The organism is Arthrobacter sp. PAMC 25486, assembly GCF_000785535.1.
In the GTDB taxonomy this organism is placed as follows: Bacteria; Actinomycetota; Actinomycetes; order Actinomycetales; family Micrococcaceae; genus Specibacter.
On sequence record NZ_CP007595.1, the window covers coordinates 1591409 to 1612326 of the forward strand.

17 protein-coding genes and 1 riboswitch are annotated in these 20918 nt (G+C 63.0%); of the genes, 14 read left to right on the top strand and 3 right to left on the bottom strand.

All coding sequences use genetic code 11. The features are described from left to right. Positions 1 to 108: 108 nt before the first annotated feature. The 3 genes from art_RS07240 to art_RS07250 all read left to right on the top strand — a co-directional run bounded on the left by art_RS07240 (position 109) and on the right by art_RS07250 (position 3387). A complete protein-coding gene (locus art_RS07240; RefSeq protein ID WP_157875190.1) occupies positions 109 to 1473 on the top strand; it encodes an ABC transporter substrate-binding protein in 1365 nt (454 codons plus the stop codon). Between the two features lie 22 nt (positions 1474 to 1495). Further along, positions 1496 to 2473, top strand: coding sequence for a carbohydrate ABC transporter permease (locus tag art_RS07245; protein WP_038463505.1), 978 nt, complete (start codon positions 1496 to 1498; stop codon positions 2471 to 2473). Between the two features lie 80 nt (positions 2474 to 2553). Beyond that, positions 2554 to 3387: a carbohydrate ABC transporter permease gene (locus art_RS07250; protein WP_253901581.1), complete on the top strand. Its 834-nt coding sequence runs from the start codon at positions 2554 to 2556 to the stop codon at positions 3385 to 3387. 485 nt (positions 3388 to 3872) lie between these two features. Here art_RS07250 and art_RS07255 read toward each other — a convergent pair whose 3' ends face one another. Continuing rightward, a complete protein-coding gene (locus art_RS07255; protein ID WP_038463509.1) occupies positions 3873 to 5372 on the bottom strand; it encodes a GuaB1 family IMP dehydrogenase-related protein in 1500 nt (499 codons plus the stop codon). Between the two features lie 313 nt (positions 5373 to 5685). Here art_RS07255 and art_RS07260 point away from each other — a divergent pair, with 313 nt between their 5' ends. The 6 genes from art_RS07260 (at position 5686) to art_RS07285 (ending at position 13558) form a co-directional block, all read left to right on the top strand. Beyond that, positions 5686 to 9480: a multifunctional oxoglutarate decarboxylase/oxoglutarate dehydrogenase thiamine pyrophosphate-binding subunit/dihydrolipoyllysine-residue succinyltransferase subunit gene (locus tag art_RS07260; RefSeq protein WP_038463511.1), complete on the top strand. Its 3795-nt coding sequence runs from the start codon at positions 5686 to 5688 to the stop codon at positions 9478 to 9480. Between the two features lie 82 nt (positions 9481 to 9562). Then, on the top strand, positions 9563 to 10162 hold the full coding sequence (locus art_RS07265; RefSeq protein ID WP_038463513.1) for a GDSL-type esterase/lipase family protein: 600 nt from the start codon (positions 9563 to 9565) through the stop codon (positions 10160 to 10162). A gap of 265 nt (positions 10163 to 10427) precedes the next feature. After that, the gene (locus art_RS07270; protein ID WP_052136106.1) at positions 10428 to 11252 is read left to right on the top strand and encodes a DUF4097 family beta strand repeat-containing protein; all 825 of its coding nucleotides are present in this window, start codon (positions 10428 to 10430) and stop codon (positions 11250 to 11252) included. After that, the gene (locus art_RS07275; RefSeq protein WP_038463515.1) at positions 11252 to 11860 is read left to right on the top strand and encodes a PadR family transcriptional regulator; all 609 of its coding nucleotides are present in this window, start codon (positions 11252 to 11254) and stop codon (positions 11858 to 11860) included. The genes art_RS07270 and art_RS07275 overlap by 1 nt, the downstream gene beginning before the upstream one ends. Positions 11861 to 12489: 629 nt before the next feature. Beyond that, positions 12490 to 12957 (top strand): hypothetical protein, encoded by a 468-nt coding sequence (locus tag art_RS07280; protein ID WP_038463517.1) that lies wholly within the window; start codon positions 12490 to 12492, stop codon positions 12955 to 12957. 4 nt (positions 12958 to 12961) lie between these two features. Next, positions 12962 to 13558, top strand: a complete 597-nt coding sequence (locus art_RS07285; RefSeq protein WP_216699587.1) for a group III truncated hemoglobin — start codon at positions 12962 to 12964, stop codon at positions 13556 to 13558. 23 nt (positions 13559 to 13581) lie between these two features. On the opposite strand, the gene rsrA is transcribed toward art_RS07285, so the two are convergent. Next, on the bottom strand, positions 13582 to 13842 hold the full coding sequence (rsrA, locus tag art_RS07290) for a mycothiol system anti-sigma-R factor (RefSeq protein WP_038463519.1): 261 nt from the start codon (positions 13840 to 13842) through the stop codon (positions 13582 to 13584). A gap of 2 nt (positions 13843 to 13844) precedes the next feature. Continuing rightward, complete coding sequence (locus tag art_RS07295) at positions 13845 to 14594, bottom strand: sigma-70 family RNA polymerase sigma factor (RefSeq protein ID WP_052136107.1); 750 nt, start codon at positions 14592 to 14594, stop codon at positions 13845 to 13847. A gap of 194 nt (positions 14595 to 14788) precedes the next feature. Here art_RS07295 and art_RS07300 point away from each other — a divergent pair, with 194 nt between their 5' ends. The 5 genes from art_RS07300 to art_RS07320 all read left to right on the top strand — a co-directional run bounded on the left by art_RS07300 (position 14789) and on the right by art_RS07320 (position 20735). Next, positions 14789 to 15304, top strand: a complete 516-nt coding sequence (locus art_RS07300; protein WP_038463523.1) for a DoxX family protein — start codon at positions 14789 to 14791, stop codon at positions 15302 to 15304. Between the two features lie 6 nt (positions 15305 to 15310). Then, positions 15311 to 16660 (top strand): 3-phosphoshikimate 1-carboxyvinyltransferase, encoded by a 1350-nt coding sequence (gene aroA, locus art_RS07305; RefSeq protein ID WP_038463525.1) that lies wholly within the window; start codon positions 15311 to 15313, stop codon positions 16658 to 16660. A gap of 4 nt (positions 16661 to 16664) precedes the next feature. Further along, positions 16665 to 17783: a ribosome small subunit-dependent GTPase A gene (rsgA, locus tag art_RS07310; protein ID WP_038463527.1), complete on the top strand. Its 1119-nt coding sequence runs from the start codon at positions 16665 to 16667 to the stop codon at positions 17781 to 17783. A 379-nt stretch (positions 17784 to 18162) separates the two neighbouring features. Beyond that, positions 18163 to 18978 (top strand): histidinol-phosphatase, encoded by an 816-nt coding sequence (gene hisN / locus art_RS07315; protein WP_038463529.1) that lies wholly within the window; start codon positions 18163 to 18165, stop codon positions 18976 to 18978. 173 nt (positions 18979 to 19151) lie between these two features. Continuing rightward, positions 19152 to 19265: riboswitch (SAM riboswitch) on the top strand. Between the two features lie 39 nt (positions 19266 to 19304). Next, on the top strand, positions 19305 to 20735 hold the full coding sequence (locus art_RS07320; protein WP_038463531.1) for an aminotransferase class V-fold PLP-dependent enzyme: 1431 nt from the start codon (positions 19305 to 19307) through the stop codon (positions 20733 to 20735). Positions 20736 to 20918 lie beyond the last annotated feature (183 nt).

The following is a 20918-nucleotide window of genomic DNA, read 5'->3' on the forward strand; positions in this document are numbered from 1 at the left end:
CTTGGCAACTGATTGCAGACACATTGCCATGCCGATAGAGTCTGAAGCACTAGCCAAGGACCATGACTTAGGTCACGTTCAGTTTTTCATTGTTCAAGGAGGAACCACATGGAAATCACACGGAAGAACTTTATCATCGGGGGTGGCTTGGGAGCCCTTTCGCTGGCGCTGGCTGCATGCGGGAGCTCCCCTGAAAGCTCCCCGAACACCGGAGGAGGTACCGGAGGCGCCATTGACGGCAAGGGAAAGACACTCACAGTCCTCTTCAGCACCAAGCCTCAATACCCCGAAGAGCAGAAGGCGTGGTTCGCCAAGACCGCCGAAGACTTCAAAACCCTGACTGGCGCCACCGTGCAGTGGGAAACCTTTCCCACTGCGAATGACGAAATGACCAGGATTCAGACGTCAGTGGTATCGGGCACCGGCCCAGACGTCTACGGCTTGGGAACCACTTTCACACCCACCGCTTTCTCGACGGGCGCCTTCGTCAAACTGGGTGACAACGAGTGGAATCAGATTGGCGGCAAGGACAAATTTGTCCCCGCCACACTCGGCATCTCCGGACCCGACAAGGACAACCTGATTGGCATTCCGTTCGTCAGCCGCCCGTTCGTCATGGCCTACAACACGGAGTTGCTCGCCAAGGCAGGCATCGACAAGCCCGCCACCACGTGGGATGAGTTTGCCGAGCACGGCAAGAAGATGACCACCGGAGATGAGTACGGTCTTGCCGTTGCATACAAGGACAACTTCGATCCGTGGAAGTTCATCTGGGCCATGTCAATCCAAGCCGGCAACCCAATCATCGATGGCAAGAAAGCCCGTTTGGACGATCCCACAGTCGCCAAGGCCTTCGAGGCCTACTTTGGCTGGATGACAACGGACAAGTGCGTGGATCCTGCTGCGGTCGGCTGGGGCAACGCCCAGGCCGTGGCGGCCTTCGCCGCCGGCAAGGCAGGATACTTGCCCATGACCTCGCCGCTGAGCATTCCCACCCTCGACAAGTCAGAGGTCAAAGGCAAATACCAGTACGCACTCATGCCGATGGTCCCTCCAGGCGAGACGTCACGTCCAGCCGACGGCGTGGAGGCCGCCAGCATTCTCTCCGGTGACAACCTGGTCATTGCTGACTACTCGCCTAACAAGGACCTGGCTTTCGCATTCGTAAAGATGATCACCGATGCCGACGCCCAGTCGAACTACTACAAGATCTTCGGCGAGGTCCCCACGAACGTTGAGGCCGCCAAGGCTCTCGAATCGGATCCGCTTGTTGCTCCGGCATTGGATGCAGCCTCCAAGTCGGTAGCCACACCGTTCAGCGGTGCATGGGGAGACGTCCAGCTTGCCCTGACCAACGTTGCCGTCCAGACCATCCCCGACCTGTCTGCCGGATCCGTCAGCGATGCCAGCCTCACGGCACGCCTCAAGGATGCACAATCCAAGGCCCAGGCCGCACTTGACCGGGCCAAGTAGCAGCTGCTGAAAGATTATTTCAATGCCTCGCAAAAACGCCGGGAACACCCTGCAGGACGAGTCAGCTCGTTCTGCAGGGGGTCCTCCCCCACTCAAAAGTAGGAAGTACAAGGGTGTCACTGAACGCAACAGGCCTTTATGGTTGCTTGCACCGGGTGGCCTCCTCATCACGGTCATCATTCTCATCCCATTGGTGTTGGCCCTGTACATGTCAGTCATTGATCTCGATCAGTACACGCTTCGCAAATGGCTCACGACGCCCTTCATCGGGATAGACAATTTTGTTGAGGCCATCACTAAGACCGATCTTCTGCGGTCCATCTGGATTAGCGTATCTTTTTCAGTGATTGCCACAGTGGTGACTGTTCCGCTGGGTGTGGCTGCCGCCGTCGTTACTCAAAATCCGTACCGCGGCCGGGCCATTGTGCGAGCGGTCTTCCTCATCCCCTATATCCTGCCCTCATTCGTGGTTGCCACCGTGTGGCGCACAATGCTGCAGCCTGATGGAATTGTCAACGGCGTCCTAAACAATGTAGGCATCGACCCCACCCTGTGGCTCAACGGGCCAATGTCCTACTGGACTTTGGTTCTCGTGGAGATCTGGGCAGCCTGGCCGTTCATTTATCTGCTGGCCCTGGCTGGCCTGCAATCTGTCGATTCAGAAGTCCATGAAGCTGCAGCCATTGATGGTGCGTTGTGGTGGCGCAAATTGCGTGAAGTGGTTTTCCCCTACCTAAAGGGGCCAGTCTCTCTTGCATTCTTGTTGGCAACCTTGAACCACATAAACAACTTCACCTTGCCATACGTCCTCTTTGGCGCCCCGGCACCTGCAGACGTCAACGTCCTGCCCATTCTGGTCTACGTGACCAGCTTCCAGAGCTTCCGCTTCGGCTTGAGTGCCGCAATGGCCGTTGTCTCACTGATCCTCATCGCCATCCCCCTCTTCATCTACCTGAGGGCGGTCAAGCTCGACGTTTCCGACGATGGAGGAAAGAAATGAGCTCTCACACCCTGACTCACCCCGCTAACCCGGCTCGTAGCAAGAGCCGAAAGAGTCGCAACTCAGAAGTGACCCGGCTGATGCCAACGTGGCTCATTGCTGTACTGACCACCCTTCTCTGCATTCTTGTGCTGGTCCCCATCGCATACATCTTCCTCGCTTCACTGAACTCCGACATTGGTGTTGCTCGAGGAGAGTTTTGGCCCAGCGAGTTCTCCCTGGAGAGCTACACCAAAATCTGGGGAAGTGTCGGCCTGGGCAAGGGCATCATCAACAGCCTGATCGTTTCCGGGTCCGTAGCCGTAGTCTCTGCCATCATTGCCATCGGTACCGCATACGTACTGGTGCGGTTCTCGTTCGTGGGCAGACTGACCATGCTGCGCGGACTCTTGGGCCTCCAAAGCATCCCCGGCACGCTCATGCTGCTTCCCGTGTTCGTGCTGTTTGCTTCCATCGGTTCATGGGTTGGTATCACTATCATTGGCACCCTATGGGGTTTGTTTATTGCCTATCTGACATTCGCCCTGCCATTCTCCACTTGGGTTATGGTCACTTACTTGCGGGGACTGCCACGTGAACTGGAAGAAGCTGCCCGCATTGACGGAGCCTCAAACCTTGGCATCCTGTTCCGGATCATCGTCCCGCTAAGCTGGCCCGGTATCGTGGTCTCGGGTATCTTCGCGTTCCTGCTTGGCTGGAATGACGTCCTGTTTGCTTCTATTTTCACCAAGCCGGACACAGCCACAGCTGCGATTGTGCTGCAGACATTCAGCGCCAGCCAAGAAGGTGGCGCCATACCCGTGTACAGCCAGATGATGGCTGCGGCACTGGTCTGTGCTGCTCCTGTTGTCATCCTCTATTTCGTCTTCCAGCGCTATCTCGTCGGAGGCCTCACAGCTGGCGGCGTCAAGTAACAACTCGAGCCGGCAATGCCGGTGTATCCCAGCGGCACACAAGTCTCCGTATGGCCTTCTAATGCCGACGGTCCGGTGCCCGCCGGGAAACACCGGCTTGTCTATTTACATGCTTCGCGGCAGTGGGTGCGCAGACGCGCAACCAAAGCATTCTTCCCACTCACCTGACCATCCGCAGCTGCACCGGCCCGGCGCCCGTTCTAGTGCAGAAACCCTGGTTCCAGGCCTCCGACATCAAATTATGCGCCCACGTGGGCGCCAAGTTGGCACTCGAACTATGCGCAGAATGAAAATGATCTTGGGCCATGCGCATCCGGCGCTATGGGCGAGACGCACACGCAGGGCGACGTGGCATATATGCCCGCACGGGAACCAGCAATGCGCACGGTTGCCCGCCAACGCGCCCACGCGAGTGCCAACTTTCCGCCGGGTGCCATCCCGCGCCACGTTCAGGCCAAACCATGTGCCGAACGGTTCCAACGCCGTCACCAGCTCTGCGGCAGCGGCCGGCCTTCCTCATAACCGGCGGCCGACTGCACACCAACAATGGCCCGCTCCCGGAATTCGGCCAGTGACGAAGCACCGGCGTAGGTGAAGGAGCTGCGCAGCCCGGCCGTAATCATGTCCAGCAGATCCTCGACTCCCGGCCGGGCAGGGTCAAGGTACATCTTGGACGTTGAAATGCCTTCCTCAAACAACCCCTTGCGCGCCCGTTCGAAGGCTCCCTCAGCAGACGCGCGGTTCTGGACGGCCCGGGCGGAGGCCATGCCAAAGCTCTCCTTGTACTGACGCCCGGTGGCATCAACCTGCAAATCTCCCGGACTCTCATAGGTGCCGGCAAACCACGAGCCAATCATCACCTGGCTCGCGCCGGCCGCAAGCGCCAGGGCAACATCCCGCGGGTAGCGCACTCCCCCGTCGGCCCACACGTGGGCACCCAACCCGGCGGCCGCCGTCGAACATTCCAGCACGGCAGAGAACTGGGGCCTGCCAACGGCCGTCATCATGCGCGTGGTGCACATGGCGCCCGGACCAACCCCCACCTTGACGATGTCCGCGCCCGCCTCCACCAGGTCCCGCACACCGGCGGCGCTGACAACGTTGCCCGCCGCCACCGGAACGGACGGCGAAAGGGAGCGCACGGCACGCAGGGCGTCGAACATCTTTTCCTGATGGCCGTGCGCAGTGTCCACAACCAGCGCGTCCACGCCAAAGTCCAACAACGCAGAAGCCTTCGCGGCAACATCGCCGTTGATGCCCACGGCCACACCAAGGCGCAGGCGGCCGGCAGCATCCAGGGCGGGCTGGTAGATGGTGGAACGCAGCGCGCCGGTGCGGGTCAGCACACCCACCACCTCGCCGTCCCGCAGCACCGGGGCATAATCGGTCCCGGCCGCATCCAGCACGGCAAACGCCGAACGCAGTGCAGCGTCGGTCTGGTCCTTGGCGGCGGCAAAGTCGAGGTCGCCGGCGTCGGCCTGCTTCCGGATGTCATCGAACGGCACGGCATCCAGGGTCAGCACATTGGAACGCATGACCGAGGCCAGGGAGGAGAAACGGTCCACGCCCTCACAGTCCACGCCGCGCACCACACCGACAAAGTCGCTGCCGTCCACAACAACTACCGCATTGTGGGACCGTTTGCTCATCAGGTGGACGGCGTCGATCACGATGTCACCGGCAGTCATCAGCAGCGGCGTCTCATAGAGGGTGTCACGCTGCTTAACCCATTCGGTGACGGAGCGCAGCACGTCGAGGGGAACATCTTGCGGCAAAATCGCCATGCCGCCACGCCGGGCCACAGTCTCAGCCATGCGCTTGCCGGACACCGCGGTCATGTTGGAAACCACCAGCGGGATCGTAGTCCCGGTGCCGTCGCCGCTGGACAGGTCAACATCCAGCCGTGAGGTGACTGTGGAGCGCGAGGGAATCAGGAAAACGTCGGAGTAGGTCAGATCGGTGGCGGGTTGGTTCAGAAAACGCATAACACTCCCTGCTTAGAGGCCCTCGCGACGGCGCCAAGCTGCCGCCCGGGTATGAGTCTAGCCATCGTGTGATCCCTTTCACCGCAAAATGCTGCACTTTTTTCTCAAACCCATGGCGCGCCGGGGCGTAGATTGGCCTAGAGGCCACCCTGCTTACTAGACTTGTTGGGGACCGGGGTTTGTTGAACCACGGACAACTATCGAATAGGCTTCGCAGGTTTGTGCCGACAGCATCCATCGGTTTCGGGTGCCGCCGCCTTGCGCAACCTTGTGACAGCGGGCAACAAGAACTCATGGAAGAGGCGTAATACACGTGCCAGAGCAATCCATCCACCGTCTACCCGAAGAATTTGGCGGCAACGAGTGGCTCGTCGATGAACTGTATGAGCGCTACAAGGGCGACAAGAATTCCGTGGACACGAAGTGGTGGCCACTCTTTGAAGGCTTCGCAGCCGATGATGCAGCCGGCAACGGCCGTCACGCCGCAGCCCCCGTCACTGCCCAGATCCCGGTAGTCGCGGCTCCCATTCCGGCAGTTTCCGTCCCGGCTGCAGCTGCCCCAAGCACGACGGCGGCCCCTGCTGCCGCTGTTCCGGCAGCTCCCGCCGTGGCCCCCAAGGCGCCGGCTGCCCCGCGCCCGCCCGCGCCGGCCAAGGATGCCGCCCGCACCGGAGCCACCCCCATCCCGGCACAGCTGCCCAAGACTGCCAAGGACAAGTCCGTACCCGAAGAGTCAGTGAAGACTGTTCTGCGCGGCCCGGCCAAGGCCATCGCGGCCAACATGGTCTCCAGCCTGGAAGTTCCCACGGCCACCAGCGTGCGTGCCATCCCCGCAAAGCTGCTCATTGACAACCGTGTGGTCATCAACTCAAACCTGGCCCGTGCCCGCGGCGGCAAGGTTTCCTTCACGCACTTGATCGGCTTCGCCGTCATCAAGGCCCTGAGCCAGTTCCCGTCGATGAACGTCTTCTATGACGAGATCGACGGCAAGCCCGTTGCCGTCCAGCCTCCGCACGTGAACTTCGGCATCGCGATCGACATGCCCAAGCCCGACGGCACACGCCTGCTCATGGTGCCGAACATCAAGCGTGCCGAGACCATGAACTTTGCCGAGTTCTGGCGCACCTATGAGGACCTGATCAAGCGTGCCCGCGCCGGCAAGCTCACGGCGGACGACCACTCGGGCACCACGGTTTCCCTGACCAACCCCGGCGGCATCGGCACCGTCCACTCGGTGCCCCGCCTGTCCAAGGGCCAGGCCGCCATCATCGGCGTCGGCTCCCTTGACTACCCGGCTGAGTACCAGGGTGCCAGCCCCAAGATCATTGCGCAGAACGCCGTCTCCAAGATCCTGACCCTGACCAGCACCTATGACCACCGCGTCATCCAGGGTGCCGGCTCCGGCGAGTTCCTGAAGAAGGTCAACCAGCTGCTGCTGGGTGCCGAGAACTTCTACGACGACATCTTTGAATCCCTGCGCATCCCGTACGAGCCCGTGCGCTGGAGCCTTGACCTGCAAGTTGATCCGGCCGACGAGATCAACAAGGTTGCCCGCATCCAGCAGCTGATCCACTCCTACCGTGTGCGCGGCCACTTGATGGCTGACACCGATCCGCTGGAATACGTCCAGCGCAAGCACCCCGACCTGGACGTGCTCACCTACGGTTTGACCCTCTGGGACCTGGACCGCGAATGGCCCACCGGCGGTTTCGGCGGCGCCCAGAAGCTGCTGCTGCGCGACATTCTCGGTGTGCTCCGCGACGCCTACTGCCGCACCACGGGCGTGGAATACATGCACATTCAGGAACCCGAGCAGCGCGAATGGTTCCAGAACGAGCTGGAGCATCCATACTCCAAGCCGAGCCGCGAAGAGCAGCTGCGCATCGTGTCCAAGCTGAACTCGGCAGAGGCGTTTGAGACGTTCCTGCAGACCAAGTTTGTGGGCCAGAAGCGCTTCTCCCTCGAGGGCGGCGAATCCCTGATTCCGCTGCTTGACTCCATCATCTCCGACGCGGCCGACGACGGCCTCGACGAGGTTGCCATCGGGATGGCCCACCGAGGCCGCTTGAACGTGCTCACGAACATCGCCGGCAAGACCTACGCACAGGTCTTCCGCGAGTTTGAGGGCACCCAGGATTCACGCAGCGTCCAGGGCTCCGGCGACGTCAAGTACCACTTGGGCACCGAGGGCACCTTCACCTCCGACGCCGGCAACGAGACCAAGGTTTACCTCGCCGCCAACCCCTCCCACCTGGAAGCCGTTGACGGCGTCCTTGAGGGGATCGTCCGCGCCAAGCAGGACCGTTTGGACCAGGGCGAGAACTTCCCCGTCCTGCCCATCATGGTCCACGGCGACGCGGCCTTCGCAGGCCAGGGCGTTGTTGCCGAGACGCTCAACCTCTCCCAGCTGCGCGGCTACCGCACGGGTGGCACCATCCATATTGTTGTCAACAACCAGGTTGGCTTCACCACAGCCCCGTCCTCATCACGTTCCTCGGTGTATTCCACCGATGTTGCCAAGATGATCCAGGCGCCGGTATTCCACGTCAACGGTGATGACCCCGAAGCCGTCGTGCGTGCAGCCCAGCTGGCCTACCAGTTCCAGCAGCGCTTCCGCAAGGACGTTGTCATTGACCTGGTGTGCTACCGCCGCCGCGGCCACAACGAGGGTGATGACCCCTCGATGACCCAGCCGCTGATGTACAACCTGATCGAGGCCAAGCGTTCGGTGCGCCGCCTGTACACCGAGGCCCTGATCGGCCGCGGCGACATCACCGAAGAGGAAGCCACGCAGCTGCTGCGCGACTACCAGGAGCGCCTCGAGCGCGTTTTCGCCGAAACGCATGCCGCACAGACCTCGCCGATCCCGATCATCACCAAGGATTCAAACCCCATTTCCGACCTGGAGCGCCCCATCGCGCAGCAGGGCGACACCGGTGTGAACGATCCCCAGACCACGGCCATCAGCGCCGACACCCTGGCCCGTATCGGCGCAGTCCACCTGGCAGTTCCTGAAGGCTTCGAGATCCACCACAAGCTCAAGCCGCTGCTGGAAAAGCGAGAGGCAATGTCCCGCGAAGGCAGCATTGACTGGGGCTTCGGTGAATTGGCCGCCTTCGGTTCCCTGCTGATGGAAGGCGTCCCGGTCCGCATGGCCGGCCAGGACTCCCGCCGCGGCACCTTCGTCTCACGCCACGCAGTGTTCCACGACCGCGCCAACGGCGAAGTCTGGACCCCGCTGCGCGACCTCAGTGAAGACCAGGCCAAGCTGTGGATCTACGATTCCCTGCTCAGCGAATACGCTGCCATGGCCTTCGAGTACGGCTATTCCGTCGAGCGCCCTGATGCGTTGGTCGTTTGGGAAGCCCAGTTTGGTGACTTCGTCAACGGCGCCCAGACCGTCATTGACGAGTTCGTCTCCTCCGCTGAGCAGAAGTGGGGCCAGCACTCGTCCCTCGTGTTGATGCTGCCGCACGGCTACGAGGGCCAGGGCCCGGACCACTCCTCAGCCCGCATCGAGCGCTTCATGCAAATGTGTGCGGAAGAGAACATGATTGTTGCCAACCCCACCACACCGGCGTCGCACTTCCACCTGCTGCGCCGTCAGGCATACAGCCGTCCGCGCAAGCCGCTGATCATCTTCACCCCGAAGCAGCTGCTGCGCCTGAAGGCTGCGGCCTCCTCTGTCGAGGACTTCACGAAGGGCGGCTTCCGCCCCGTGATCGGTGAGCATGCAGCGGTGGAGCCCAACGCCGTCGACCGTGTCCTTTTGGTCTCGGGGCGCCTGTACTACGATCTGCTCGCTGCGCGGGACAAGGCCGGAGACAACAAGGTTGCCATCATCCGCGTGGAGCAGCTGTACCCGCTGCCGCTGGAGGAGATCAAGGCTGAGCTTGCCAAGTATCCCAACGCCGAAATCGTGTGGGCACAGGATGAGCCGGCCAACCAGGGACCGTGGCCGTTCATGGGTCTGAACCTGGCCCCTGAGCTTGAGAAGAAGCTGGTCCGTGTCTCACGCCCGGCGTCTGCCGCGACCGCTACAGGTTCCTCCAAGAACCACGCTGTCGAGCAGACTTTGCTGGTCAAGCAGGCGTTCGAGCGTAGCTAACGCAACACTGGTGCCCGGTCTGCAATATCAGGCCGGGCATCTTTTATTTGATTTTCAAGCATGTGCACAAGGAAGAGGCGCCGTGGAGAAGCGGGAACTGCGAATAGTTGCTGTCGGGGATGAATTGGTGGCAGGCGTGGGCGATCCCCGCGCCTTGGGCTGGCTTGGTCGGGTCCTGGCCAGGACCCCCAACGATGCCGTCACGATCGAGCCCTACGTGTTGGCGACACCGCGCGAGGGCACCGAGGCGCTGGCCGGCCGGTGGCTGCAGGAGGCCGGGCGCCGCTTTGATGACTTCCATGAAAACCGCCTGATCATTGGGCTGTCCGGGCGAGACATCGACTATGGCCTGTCCACGGCACGCAGCCGGCTGAACCTGGCGAACATTCTCGACGGCGCAACCCAACTGAACATCCCCGTGTTCGTGGTGGGCCCGCCGCCGTCGCTGGATCCTGCGCTGAACCGCAAACTGGCTGAACTGAACACGGCCTTCGCCGATGTCACCACACGCCGCAAGCACCACTACGTTGACACGTTCTCGCCCCTGCAGAACCATGAGCAGTGGCGCAATGACGTTGCCGCCAACGCCGGCGCCCCCGGCCAGGCCGGCTATGGCCTGATGGCCTGGCTCGTGCTGCACCGCGGCTGGTACCAGTGGCTGGAGATCCCAGAAGCCATGTAGTCTGCGCTTTTCCATCTGGCCCGCAGAAAATAGCGAAAATTCCCGATTTTGGGGTGTTTTTCGGCGTTTTCTGCGGGCCAGATGCTTTTTGTGAGGAACGACGGCGAAACTCGATTCTGTGCTGAGCGGCGCCTTGGGTGGGCGAAGAGCAGGAGCCGGGACGCGCCGTCGCGCTTCCCAATTTCGCGATATATCTTGAAATTCGGCGCTTCGCGTTATAGCGTGTATCTATCAACGCGATATAACGCGAAACAAGGGAGCTGCAATGAACGAGGAATCGTGGTCCGTCACCGAGCCACAGACACTGGAACTCAGCGGTGTGGCCGAAGTGAAAGTTGCCCTGGTCAAGGGCCGTTTCGACATCGTCGTCACCGAGGGCAACAGTACAACCTTGGAAATCTCTGAGGTTGACGGCCAACCGCTGGAGGTTCGCTTCAATAACGGCACTCTGAAGGTTGAGCACTTCAACTCATCGAACTGGCTGCAGCGGCTGATGAACTTCCAGCAGGCCGCCACCGCCGTCATCAGCATTGCCGTACCGGCCGGGACCCTGGTGACGGCGAGCACTGTCAACGGCGACGGCATGGTCAGCGGCAGCGCCAAAACCACGCTGCGCACCGTCACCGGCTCGCTCATGGCCGATGCCACCGAGGGCATGCTGAGCATCGACACGGTCAACGGCGAGGTCATCGCCCGCGACCACCGGGGCGCCCTGGTCATCAAGAGCGTATCCGGGGACGTCATGGCCTCCGGCGACCTCACGGATGTGCGTGCCAGCACGGTCTCAGGCAACGTCAGCCTCGACCTGCACGGCGCTACCCGCACCTTGAACGCCAAATCCGTCTCCGGCGAGATCACCGTCCGGCTGCCGGGCACAGTTGGCGTCGACGTCCGCGCTACCAGCGCCTCAGGCACCCTGCTGCTGGACCAGCAACGTTTCACCGTCATCGGCCAAAACACCACGGCCTCATCCGGACCGGAATCGCCACGCCTGACCGCGCACACCTCAACGGTGTCCGGTGCGGTCTCCATCGTCCATGCTCCCGTGGAACGCGCCGCCACACCCACACTGGAAAAGGAGGGCTTCTAATGCCTCCCGTCTTTGCCCATGGGGCCCTGCGACTGTACCTGCTCGCCGTCCTGGAACAAGGGCCGCAGCACGGCTATGAGATCATCCGTGCACTCACGGACCGCTTTGGCGGCACCTACTCCCCCAGCGCCGGAACCGTCTACCCGCGGCTGGCAAAACTTCAGGAGGAGGGCCTGCTGGAGACAACCATGGATGGCCGGCGCACCATCTATTCATTGACAGACGCCGGACGGGTTGAGTTGGAACAGCGCCAGCACGAGCTCAGCGAGGTACAGGCAAACATCACGTCCTCCGTGCGCCGGCTGGCCGATGAAATCCGCGATGAGGTGCAGCAGAACATGCGCACACTGCGTGCAGAACTGGCCGCCAGCGCCGAGTCGGCCCGCACCTCGGCCCGCCAAGGCACCAAGCCCACCCGCAGTGAACCCGCCGGCTCCGGAGGCCCACTCAAGGAAGCCGACTTCCTGCTGCAGCAGTTCCGCGATGAGCTGCGCGTTGAACTTCGGGTGCAGTCCGCCAAGAACACGTTGGACGCAGCCGCCGTGGCAACGATCAGTACGGTGCTGGAGCAGGCCACAGCAAGCATCAAGGCTGCACTCAACAGCTAAATTGGGCCCTCCGGTTAGGTGCACCTGTGCGATTTATGCGAAACTAGGTACGGATCGTTTTTGAAGATCTTTAATATGATTGGAGGCAGCTATGTCCAAGCGTTCACGCAAGCGTAAAGATCGTAAGAAGGGCGGCGCTAACCACGGTAAGCGTCCCAACACTTAAGACTTGACGCATCAAGCCAGTCTTGATGAATCAAAGCAAAGGCCTGTTCCACCACCTGGTGGGGCGGGCCTTTGTCATCCCCGGATCCCCCCCGCCAGCCACCCAGCCACCCAGCCACCCATCATCCAATCGGCGAGACGTGAGATATGGCGACTTAGCGGCCTCACAACCGCCTTACCTCACGGCTCGGCGTGTTGGGCGACCGGTCAACCCGAAAAAGCACCCGCGGGGGCAGCTTGCATGATTCGCGGCCGGTCCATACGGCGCGGATCGCAGTGGCTGCTCCCGCGCAGATATTTACTGCGCCAGGGCAGCGGTGCCGCTTCCGCGCGGGGCATCCCGTCCTCGCGGCTTCGCAGCTGTGTCCGGGCGTGAGCAAGCAGGCACGTTATTAACAAGAAGAATACTGTTCCAAAGATAGGCTGGAGGGACAGATCCACCCCGCCTTGAGAGAAAGCCGAAAATGTTCGCCATCGTTCTGCTCACCATGTTGCCGTTTATCTGGTTTGGCATGATCGCCGCCATCTCCTTCATCGAAACCCCACTGAAGTTCAAGGCGCCGGGCATGACGCACGCTTTGGGTGTTGGCATTGGACGGCTCGTGTTCAAGGTGCTGAACCTGGTGGAAGCGGTGCTGGCAGTGCTCATCGTCGGCGCGTGGACACAGCAACAGGAGCTGGTGACGCTGCCCATCGGCATCTTCCTGGCAATCCCGATCCTCGCGCTGGCACTTCAAATGGTGGTGCTGCGCCCGGCCATGGCCCACCGCACGAAGGCACTCTCGCACACGGCGCTCACACACAGCGGTAACACGGCGGTGAAGGCCAAGGTGGCAACAGTGACCCACATTGCCTACATCGGATCCGAGCTGCTGAAGGCCATTGCCCTGCCCATTGCCGGCATCCTGCTTATCGTTGCCGTGGCAACCTGACGCCGTGGAACGCACAAAGGATTCCGAATTCACAAAACGCGTGGACGTCGCCGAACCCGTGGCACGCACAGCACTCAACTCCGGTAGAACGGCGTCGAACCTGAACGCCTATGAACCGCACCAAACGCCCACCACGGCCCCGACGGACCGCCGCGACATCGCCACCCGGGGGGACATCCTGACCCTGGTGGAGACGTTTTACACCAAGGCGTTTGCGGACGAAACGATTGGACTCATCTTCACCGAGGTGGCGCACATGGATCTGCCCCGGCACATGCCCATCATGGCCGACTTCTGGCAGACAGTGCTGTTCAAGGCGGGCCTCTACAGCCGCAATGCGCTGAAGATCCACTTTGACATCCATGCCAAGGAAGCGCTGACGCTGGAGCATTTCAACCGGTGGCTGCAGCTGTGGACCAATACGGTCGATGAGCTATTTGCCGGCGAGAAAGCCGAGATGGCGAAGGTGCAGGCACACCTGATTGCGGGATCACTGCACCGCCGCGTGACGGGCCGGCCGGCAAGCCAATACAGCACCATCTCCATGCGCCCGCAGCAAACACGGCAGGATCAGCCGGGCCAGGCACCGGAAGCCGGCTGACAATCAGCCGCACCCGGCGAGAACTAAACGGCGGCGGGCTTGCCCTCGTGGAGGCGTGCCAAAATGGCGGCCTTCAGCGTTTCAGGGGCGGCTTCCTTGCAGGAACGTTTCACCACTGAGCGGATGACGCATTCAAGGTCATACTCGTCCGAGCAGTCGGCGCAGCCGTCAAGGTGTGCCTTGATCTCGCCGAGGTCTTCACGGGACAGGGCACCGTCAAGGTATTCGTAAATTCGAACGATGCGTTTATCGTCGCAATCGCCCAGGCTTTGGCAGTCGCCCATGGTCAGTTCTCCGTATCAGTTGGTTGTTTGGCGTCCTTGAGGTAGCCGCGTTCGACGGCGTAGTCAGCCAACATTTCCCGCAAAAGTTTTCGTCCCCGGTGCAGCCGTGACATCACGGTGCCAATGGGGGTGTTCATGATTTCTGAGATTTCCTTGTAGGCAAATCCCTCAACATCGGCAAAGTACACGGCCAGCCGGAATTCCTCCGGGATGGCCTGCAAAGCATTCTTAACATCGGAATCGGGCAGGTGATCCAAGGCATCGGCCTCGGCGGAACGCAGCCCCTTGGAGGTGTGCGATTCCGCCCGTGCCAGCTGCCAGTCCTCGATGCTGTCCGAGTTGGACTGTAGTGGTTCGCGCTGGCGCTTGCGATACAGGTTGATGTACGTGTTGGTCAGGATCCGGTACAGCCAGGCCTTCAGGTTTGTGCCTGGTTTGTACTGGTGAAACGCTGAAAACGCCTTGGTGTAGGCCTCTTGAACCAGGTCTTCGGCATCGCTGGGGTTGCGGGCCATGCGCATCGCAGCCGAATACAGCTGGTCGACGTACACCATGGCGTCGCGCTCAAAACGGGCACGCCTTGCGTCAGTGGTCTCGTTGGCAACATCTACATCGGCAACGTCCGTGCTCACCACGGCGGCCTCGGTGCTGACGGTTTGCTCAGGCTCGGAAATGTTCATCACTGTTGAGTCTATGCTCAGACTCAGCTGTCGCGCTGCCGCTGGCTGCGCAGCCTTGGTTAGTGTCTGCATTGCCGCCTTTCCTTCGCGTGGAATGTCACCTACCCGGCCCCTTCAGAAGGCGCCGCTAACCATATAAACCCGGGAACGGCGTCGTATATTCCGCAAACCCCGCCCCGAGGTGGGAGACTTGTACACAGCGAGAGCCTTCCGGGGGCTGGCCTGCGCCGCCAACGGGGGCTGAAAGCACCACTTAGGAGGCTTCCTTGTCCATTATCCGCATATTTGCCCGCCCCATGCTGGCGTCCTCATTCATCCTTTCCGGCATTGACCGGCTGCGCCATGCGGAGCAAACGGCGCAGCAACTGGCGCCGCTTTTGAGCCCACTCAGCGCAGTCCTGCCCGTTCAGGCGAGCGAGAAAACCCTGGCCCGTGTCCTCGCCGGGACCCAGGTTGGGGCCGGCGTGTTGCTGGCCGCCGGAAAGTTTGCCCGCCCGGCCGCCGTCGTGCTGGCGTTGACGGCAGGACTGGGCACCGTGGTTGAGTATCGCAACGCGGACACCACCACCAAGGAAAACCGCGCCCACCGCCGCAACCAGCTGACCAAGAATATTGGCCTGATTGGCGGGGCGCTGCTGGCCAGCGTTGACACCGTGGGCCGTCCTGGCCTGGCCTGGCGTGCGGAGAAGCTCATCGAGTCCGGCAAAAAGACCACCAAAAAGCAGTTGCAGAATGCGGACAAGCAAGTCCGCGCGCTAGCCCACGACGTGACAGGACAGTAACCACAGATGACCACCGCCCATTGGCCCGCACCCTTTTCGGCAACACCCCTGGACGCCACCGTCACCATTCCGGCCTCCAAATCGCTGACCAACAGGTACCTTGTCCTTGCAGCCATCGCCGACGGCGAGTCCCGCCTGCGCGCCCCGCTGCAGTCCCGCGATTCCGACCTCATGATCGCCGCGCTGCGCACCATGGGCGCCGGCATCAATGAAGTTCCCGGCAGCGGGGACGTCCCGGACCTGGTGGTCACCCCCATTCCGGGCGGTTTTTCCGCGCCCGACGCCGGTCTCCTCATCGACTGCGGCCTGGCCGGCACGGTCATGCGCTTTGTCCCGCCGCTGGCCGCCCTGGTGTCCGGTCCGGTGACGTTCGACGGCGACCCAGCGGCTTTGGTGCGCCCCATGGCTCCCATTGTGGCCGCGTTGGAAGGGCTGCGCGTGCGGGTCGAGGGCGCGGAGGACGGCTTCCTGCCGTTCACGGTCCACGGCACGGGCACGGTTGAGGGCGGCCATGTGCAGGTGGACGCCGGCGGTTCCTCGCAGTTCATTTCTGCAATCCTGCTGGTCGCCGCGCGCTTTGCCAACGGACTGCACCTGGAACACATCGGCGAATCCGTGCCCAGTGTGGACCATATTTCCATGACGGTCGAGGTGCTCCGCTCCCTGGGCGTGGTGGTTGATGACTCCACCCCGAAGCACTGGATTGTGCAGCCGGGCCCCATCGCCGCCTTTGACATTTCCCTGGAACAAGACCTCTCCAACGCGGGCCCGTTCCTGGCAGCAGCACTGGCCACCGGCGGCACCGTCCGCATCCCGAATTGGCCGACCAACACCACCCAGGTGGGCGACAAATGGCGTGAAATCCTGCCGCAGTTCGGCGCCACCGTGACCCTGGAGGACGGCGTCCTAACCGTCACCGGCGGTGCTGACATCCTTGGCGTGGACATTTCCGACACCTCGGAGTTGGCCCCGTCAACGGCTGCCATCTGCGCACTGGCCTCCACGCCGTCGCGCCTGCGGGGGATCTCGCACCTGCGCGGACACGAGACCGACCGTCTCGCCGCGCTGGTTGCCGAGATCAACGCCCTGGGCGGCCACGCCGAGGAAACGGAGGACGGGCTGATCATCAACCCAGCCCCCCTGCACGCCGGCGTGTTCCACAGCTACCACGACCATCGCATGGCAACGGCGGGTGCCATCATCGGCCTGGCCGTGCCCGGCATTGAAGTAGAAAACATTGGCACCACCGCCAAGACCATGCCCGGCTTCCCCGCCATGTGGGCGGCCATGGTGGCCCAGACTGCAGAACCGTCATTATGGGCGGACAACGCTGCGGCGGTTGAAGCCGGGGCGTAGGCGCATGGCACGGGATTACAGCAACTGGGACGAATCCGATGTCCGCGTGCGGGCCAACAAGAAGGGCAGCCGTCCGCGCACCAAGGACCGGCCAGCCTATGAGGACGCGGTCATTGGCCGGATCATCACTGTTGACCGCGGACGCTACACAGCCATCGTGGATGAGGACCTGCCCACGCAGCGCACCCTGATCGCGGCACGGGCCAGGGAGCTGCGGCGCAACCCTGTGGTGGCCGGGGACTTCGTGGCGCTCGTGGGCGACACCTCCGGCAATCCCGACACCCTGGCCAGGCTGGTCCGGGTGGAGGAGCGCCGCACGTTGCTGCGCCGCAGCGCAGATGACACCGATCCGGTAGAGCGGGTGGTGGTGGCCAACGCGGACCAGCTGGTCATTGTGGTGGCCGCAGCCAACCCCGAACCGCGCACCGGCTTCATCGACCGCGCCCTCGTGGCCGCCTACGATTCAGGCATTGAGCCGCTGCTGCTCATCACGAAAACCGACATCAAGGACCCGGCCGAGCTGCTCGCCAACTATGAGCACCTGGACATGACCGTCATCATCAGCCGCACGGCCGCCGACGGCGCATCAGGCATCGACGCCCGCAGCGACGACGGAGATTCCGCCCTGCTGGCCGGTGGCGCCGTCGAGCAGTTGCACGGCTACCTCGACGGCAAGGTCTCCGTCCTGGTGGGCCACTCCGGCGTGGGCAAGTCCACCATGGTAAACGCCTTGACCGGCTCGCAGCGCGCCACCGGCGGCGTCAATGCCGTCACCGGCCGCGGCCGCCACACCTCCTCCTCGGCGCTGGCGCTGCAATTGCAGGATGGGGCGCCCGGCTCGTGGATCATCGACACCCCCGGCATCCGTTCCTTCGGCCTGGCCCATGTGGATGCGGACCGGATTTTGCAGGCCTTCCCCGATCTGCAGCCCGGCACCGAGAACTGCGAACGCGGCTGCAAGCATGACAGTGCCGCCGTCAACTGCGGCCTGGACCCTTACGTTGCCGCCGGGAACGCGGGCGACGCCGGACCCGCCCGCCTTGCGTCGTTGCGCCGCCTCCTCGGTACCAGCGACCGGACGGAAGGACGCGCCGCGGAGAAGGAACTCGGCGCAACGTCCTGAGAGCCGCGTTCCCACACACAGGCCTCCAGCTGTCCCAAGCTGCCCAGGACCCACGCCCGGTGTGCCGCACAACAGTGTTCTGCGGCACACTCACCGTGAGTTCTGCGCAGCTTGGAACGCTTGGCCCACCCGCCCGCGGCGCACTTGGCTTCTGCCCACCATTTGCAGTCAAAGGTGCCAGGGCCTCTGCCCGTGAACGTATACGCACCACTCAACTCCGGTTGTGCGTATAGGCACTCATCCGCACCACTCACACCGAGTTGTGCGGATGAGTTTTGACGTGTGAACGCATACGCGCCACTGCACCCCAGTCGTGCGCCTAAGATCACGGGCTGTGCCCTGGCCAGTGTTTGCGCGAAATCACGATAGCGTGAGGCATATGACGATCCAACCCCAGACGTACAACGACGATCTCCGCCTGGCCCATGTCCTGGCTGACAGCGTGGACTCCCTGACCATGTCCCGCTTCAAGGCCCTTGACCTGGCAGTTGAAACCAAGCCCGACCTGACACCTGTCACGGATGCCGACAAGGCCGCCGAGGAGTCCATCCGCAGCCAGCTCGCCCGGGTCCGCCCGCGCGATGCAGTGCTGGGCGAGGAGTTCGGCAGCAGCGGGCACGGTTCACGGCGCTGGGTCATCGACCCCATCGACGGCACGAAGAACTTTGTCCGCGGCGTCCCCGTCTGGGCCACCCTCATCTCCCTCGTTGACGACGGCGTTCCGGTCGTCGGACTGGTCAGCGCCCCCGCACTGGGCAAACGTTGGTGGGCCGCAACCGGCACCGGCGCGTACATGGGCAAGTCGCTCGCCGCTGCCACCCGCATCCGCGTCTCCAACGTGGCCGAGCTCAAGGACGCCTCACTGTCTTACTCCTCGCTGACCGGCTGGAAGGAACGCGGCAACCGCGACGAGTTCATCTCGCTCACGGACGACGTCTGGCGCACCCGCGCGTACGGCGACTTCTGGTCGTACTGCATGGTCGCCGAGGGCAGCGTGGACATCGCCTGCGAGCCCGAACTCAACCTCTACGACATGGCCGCCCTGGTCCCGATCGTGCAGGAAGCCGGCGGGCGCTTCACCTCACTCGAGGGCGCCGACGGCCCGTATGGCGGCAACGCCCTGGCCACCAACTCCATCCTGCACACCGAGGTTTTGCAGCGCCTGAACCCCACCTGGGATGATCTGCTGGGCTGATCACCACGCCTGACGAAGTGCCTGTGGCGACCCAGAAGCACAGGTGGGTTAAGAACGACGGCGGCCTCCCGCCGTCGTTCTTTTTCGTTGCCTTGCGCTGGGGCCCGGAAGGGTGACGAAACGCTTCGTAACAAATGCGAAAGCGGGGAACTTGGGCTAATCTCTTGTGCATAGGTCACGAGTGCCAGCGCTAAACCCCGGTTTGCTGGCCGGCAACCCTCCTTTCGCGGCGGGGTGCCCCGGGTGACGACCTGGCCAGACCTGTTCGGTCTTGGCAAGCGCGGACTCCTTGGCAGCCAAAGGGTCCTTCGTCGAAGGAATTTCTCATGAGCCATGCCCTGCTGGAATCTGCACCCCTTGAAACCCTTTCCCTGATCGCCAAACCGCTGCTGCCCGTGGTGGGCCAGGATCTGGCTGCGCCGCTGATTCAGGGTGGGCATGTGCGGTACGCCAACCTTGATTATGCGGCATCTGCCCCGGCCGTTGCAGAGGTTGCGGCACATCTGAACGAGGTCCTGCCCTACTACGCCAGCGTGCACCGCGGGGCCGGATACGCCTCGCAGGTCAGCACCTCGGTGTATGAGAATGCCCGCCGGATTGTGGCCGATTTTGTGGGCGCCCGCGCCGACGACACCGTCATCTTCACGCGCAACACCACCGACTCCCTGAATCTGCTGGCCGGCTGCGTCGAGTCCATCCTGAAGCAGCGCGGCTTCACCGAGGGCCGCTCCAACGCCCACGGCGAGGTGCTGTACCTGGACATCGAACACCACGCCAACCTGCTGCCGTGGCAGGCGCTGCCGCACCGTTCGGTGGTTGCGGCGGACTCCATCGCCGCCACATTGTCCCGCGTGGAGACCCAGCTGCGCGCCGGAAACATCGTGCTGCTGGCCGTCACCGGCGCCTCAAATGTCACAGGCGAGGTGCTGCCCGTGGCCGAGCTTGCCGCCCTGGCCCACCAGTTCGGCGCCCGCATTGTGGTGGACGCCGCCCAGCTGGCCCCGCACCGCCGCATCGATTTGGCCGCCAGCGGCATCGACTACCTGGCGTTCTCCGGACACAAGCTCTACGCACCCTTCGGCGCGGGCGTCCTCGTGGGCCGCGCAGACTGGCTCGACGCCGGCGCCCCACACCTGGCCGGCGGCGGCGCCGTGAAGGAAGTCCGCCTCGAATCCACCAGCTGGACCGATGGCCCTGCCCGCCACGAGGCCGGCTCCCCCAACGTTCTGGGCGCCGCAACCCTGGCCAGGGCCGCCTCCGTGCTGGCCGCGCTGGACGCCGACGACTGGCACAACCACGAACAGCTCCTGCGCGCCCACCTCGTCGACGGGCTCAACAAGCTCGACGGCGTCACCGTCCACTCGCTGTTCAGCGATGCGTCAGTCTACCCGGGTTGCGGCAGCATCGGCGTCGTGAATTTCTCGGTCACCGGGTACGACGCCGGATTGGCCGCCGCATACCTCTCCGCCGAACACGGCGTGGGCGTGCGCGACGGAAAATTCTGTGCCCACCCGCTGCTAAACCGCCTGGGCCTGCCCGCCGGTTCGCTGCGCGCCAGCTTCGGCGTGGGATCCCGGCTCGAGGACGCCCAGCGCCTGATCGACGGCATCGCGGCACTGTTGGGTGGCGGACTCGGCTGGGACTATGTGGTTGACGCCGGCCGCTGGGTTCCCGCCAACGACAACCGTAGCTACCCCCACTGGGCGCCGAACACGCCGGGCACGGCCGGCGCCGCCCCCTGCACCACCAGCGACTGACCCACCCCCTCCCCTTCAGACGCTCGCTCACATACGGGGCACTTTTCCCCAACGCTCGCTCACCTACGGGGCGTTTCCTCCCGTTTCTTCCCGACGCGGTATCACCAGGTGATACCGCGCTCTCAAGAACCCGAGCAAAGCTGCAGTTGAATGAGCGAGCGTCGGGCGAAAAAGCCCCTTATG

What these genes read in the sequence shown, in the direction of transcription:
- art_RS07245 (WP_038463505.1), top strand. Translation starts at nt 1,496, where the DNA reads ATGCCTCGCAAAAACGCCGGGAACACCCTGCAGGACGAGTCAGCTCGT.
- art_RS07295 (WP_052136107.1), bottom strand. Translation starts at nt 14,594, where the DNA reads ATGCAGACACTAACCAAGGCTGCGCAGCCAGCGGCAGCGCGACAGCTG.
- art_RS07240 (WP_157875190.1), top strand. Translation starts at nt 109, where the DNA reads ATGGAAATCACACGGAAGAACTTTATCATCGGGGGTGGCTTGGGAGCC.
- art_RS07275 (WP_038463515.1), top strand. Translation starts at nt 11,252, where the DNA reads ATGCCTCCCGTCTTTGCCCATGGGGCCCTGCGACTGTACCTGCTCGCC.
- rsrA (WP_038463519.1), bottom strand. Translation starts at nt 13,842, where the DNA reads ATGGGCGACTGCCAAAGCCTGGGCGATTGCGACGATAAACGCATCGTT.
- art_RS07320 (WP_038463531.1), top strand. Translation starts at nt 19,305, where the DNA reads ATGAGCCATGCCCTGCTGGAATCTGCACCCCTTGAAACCCTTTCCCTG.
- art_RS07250 (WP_253901581.1), top strand. Translation starts at nt 2,554, where the DNA reads ATGCCAACGTGGCTCATTGCTGTACTGACCACCCTTCTCTGCATTCTT.
- art_RS07255 (WP_038463509.1), bottom strand. Translation starts at nt 5,372, where the DNA reads ATGCGTTTTCTGAACCAACCCGCCACCGATCTGACCTACTCCGACGTT.
- rsgA (WP_038463527.1), top strand. Translation starts at nt 16,665, where the DNA reads ATGGCACGGGATTACAGCAACTGGGACGAATCCGATGTCCGCGTGCGG.
- hisN (WP_038463529.1), top strand. Translation starts at nt 18,163, where the DNA reads ATGACGATCCAACCCCAGACGTACAACGACGATCTCCGCCTGGCCCAT.
- art_RS07280 (WP_038463517.1), top strand. Translation starts at nt 12,490, where the DNA reads ATGTTCGCCATCGTTCTGCTCACCATGTTGCCGTTTATCTGGTTTGGC.
- art_RS07270 (WP_052136106.1), top strand. Translation starts at nt 10,428, where the DNA reads ATGAACGAGGAATCGTGGTCCGTCACCGAGCCACAGACACTGGAACTC.
- aroA (WP_038463525.1), top strand. Translation starts at nt 15,311, where the DNA reads ATGACCACCGCCCATTGGCCCGCACCCTTTTCGGCAACACCCCTGGAC.